General features: G+C 73.5%; 3 protein-coding genes. 1 reads left to right on the forward strand and 2 read right to left on the reverse strand.

Annotated features, from left to right (window positions below; translation table 11 throughout):
- On the forward strand, positions 1-427 hold a 427-nt coding region (locus tag FHG89_RS22270; RefSeq protein WP_139586362.1), incomplete at its 5' end, for a DMT family transporter.
- Between the two features lie 5 nt (positions 428-432).
- Here FHG89_RS22270 and FHG89_RS22275 read toward each other — a convergent pair.
- Together FHG89_RS22275 and FHG89_RS22280 are read right to left on the reverse strand one after the other, a co-directional pair.
- Complete coding sequence (locus tag FHG89_RS22275) at positions 433-1,503, reverse strand: PHP domain-containing protein (RefSeq protein WP_139586363.1); 1,071 nt, start codon at positions 1,501-1,503, stop codon at positions 433-435.
- A gap of 29 nt (positions 1,504-1,532) precedes the next feature.
- Positions 1,533-1,938: M23 family metallopeptidase (locus FHG89_RS22280; RefSeq protein ID WP_139586364.1), on the reverse strand; the 406-nt coding region annotated here is incomplete at its 5' end.

A 1,938-nucleotide genomic window follows, 5' to 3' on the forward strand; every position in this document is an offset into this window, starting at 1 on the left:
CGGCAGCGCACACTCGGGCCTGTCGCTCTCGGCCGCGCAACTGCTGCTCGCCGCCGGGCAGCTGGCCATCGTCACCCCGTTCGTCGCGGGCGCGCCGCCGCTGCCCACCGAGCTGTCGGCGAAGGTGGTGGCCAGCGTCCTGACCCTCGGGGTGCTCGGCACCGGGCTCGCCTTCGTCATCAACATGCGCAACATCCGGGTGGCCGGCGCGAGCACCGCCTCCACCGTCACGTACCTGATTCCGATCTTCGCGGTGCTGATCGGGGCCGTGGTGCTCGACGAGCGGCTCAACTGGCACCAGCCGGTCGGCGCGCTCATCGTGCTGCTGGGTGTCGCGGTCGCGCAGGGTGTGGTCGGCCGCCGCAGGCCCCGGCCGGTGGTCGGTGCCGGCGTGCTCGCGCCCGCCGCCGAGCCCGCCCGCCGCTGAGCCGCTCAGGCCCGGGCGCGCGTCCACTCGACCAGCTGCTCCGCCGACCAGGTGTTTACCACCCGGTCGGCGGGGACGCCGCAGAGGGCGGCCCGTTCGCAGCCGAACCGCTGCCAGTCGAGCTGGCCGGGCGCGTGCGCGTCCGTGTTGATCGCGAACCGGCAGCCGGCCTCCAGGGCGCGGCGGATCAGCCGCTTCGGCGGGTCCTGGCGCTCCGGCCGGGAGTTGATCTCGACGGCGGTGTCGTGCTCGGCGCAGGCGGCGAAGACCGCGTCCGCGTCGAAGTCGCTCTCCGCGCGGGTCCGGGGACGGTGCGCCCGGTCGCCGGGACCGGTCACCCCCGCCGGGCGGGACGACACCATCCGGCCGGTGCAGTGCCCGAGGATGTCCAGATGCGGGTTGGCGACGGCGGTCAGCATCCGCCGGGTCATCTTCGCCCGCTCGTCCTTCAGGCCGCTGTGCACCGAACCGACCACCACGTCCAGCCGGGCCAGCAACTCCTCGTCCTGGTCGAGCGAACCGTCGGCGAGGATGTCCACCTCGATCCCGGTGAGGATGCGGAAACCCTCCGGCAGCGCCGCGTTCACCTGCTCCACGTGGTCGAGCTGCCGGCGCAGCCGAGCGGCCGTCAACCCCCGCGCCACCGTCAGTCGGGGCGAGTGGTCGGTCAACACCAGGTATTCGTGGCCCAGCTCCACCGCGGCCAACGCCATCTCCTCGATGGGTGAGCCGCCGTCGGACCAGTCCGAGTGGGTGTGACAGTCGCCGCGCAGCGCGGTACGCAGTGCCGTGGCCTCCGCGTCCAGGTCGCTGCCCTCGGTCGCGACCAGCCGACGCAGGTAGACCGGTTCCTCACCGGCCAGCGACTCCGCCACACACCGGGCCGTCACGTCACCGACGCCGGTCAGCTCGGTGAGCGTGCCGTTGCCGGCCCGCTCGGCCACCTCGGCCGCCGGCAGGCCGGCCAGCGCCGCCGCCGCCGAGCGGAACGCCCGGACCCGGTACGTGGCCTCGTTTGCCCGCTCCAGCAGGAACGCGATCCGGCGCAGGTCGGCGATGGGGTCCCGGGCGTTCATCCCACCGAACCTAGTCGATGCGGCGCCGGTCAGGGAGCCTTCGGGCAGCCGTGTGTGCGCTGCCACGCGATGACCTCGGCGGCCGGTTCGCGATTGCCGCCGCGCCGCCACGAATCCAGGTAACGCGCCGGCCAGAGCACGCCGCGCCGGATCCACCAGCCGTCCTTGCCGGTACACGGCGGCGAGATGCCGAAGTGCACGTGGCAGACGTTGTTCGCATTGCCGGTGCGGCCCACCTTGCCGAGCTGCTGCCCGGCACGGACCCGCACCCCGGCGTCGACGCCGGCGGACACCACACTCAGGTGCGAACCGTAGTAGCGCACCCCGTCGTCGCCGAGCAGGGAGACAGACAGCCCGCCGTTCTCCGGACCCTGCGGCCCCCGCTTGGAGTACCTGTCGACGCGACTCACCTCCAGCACCGTCCCGTCGGTCACC

This window comes from Micromonospora orduensis (assembly GCF_006228125.1).
GTDB lineage: Bacteria > Actinomycetota > Actinomycetes > Mycobacteriales > Micromonosporaceae > Micromonospora > Micromonospora orduensis.

What these genes read in the sequence shown, in the direction of transcription:
- FHG89_RS22275 (WP_139586363.1), bottom strand. Translation starts at nt 1,503, where the DNA reads ATGAACGCCCGGGACCCCATCGCCGACCTGCGCCGGATCGCGTTCCTG.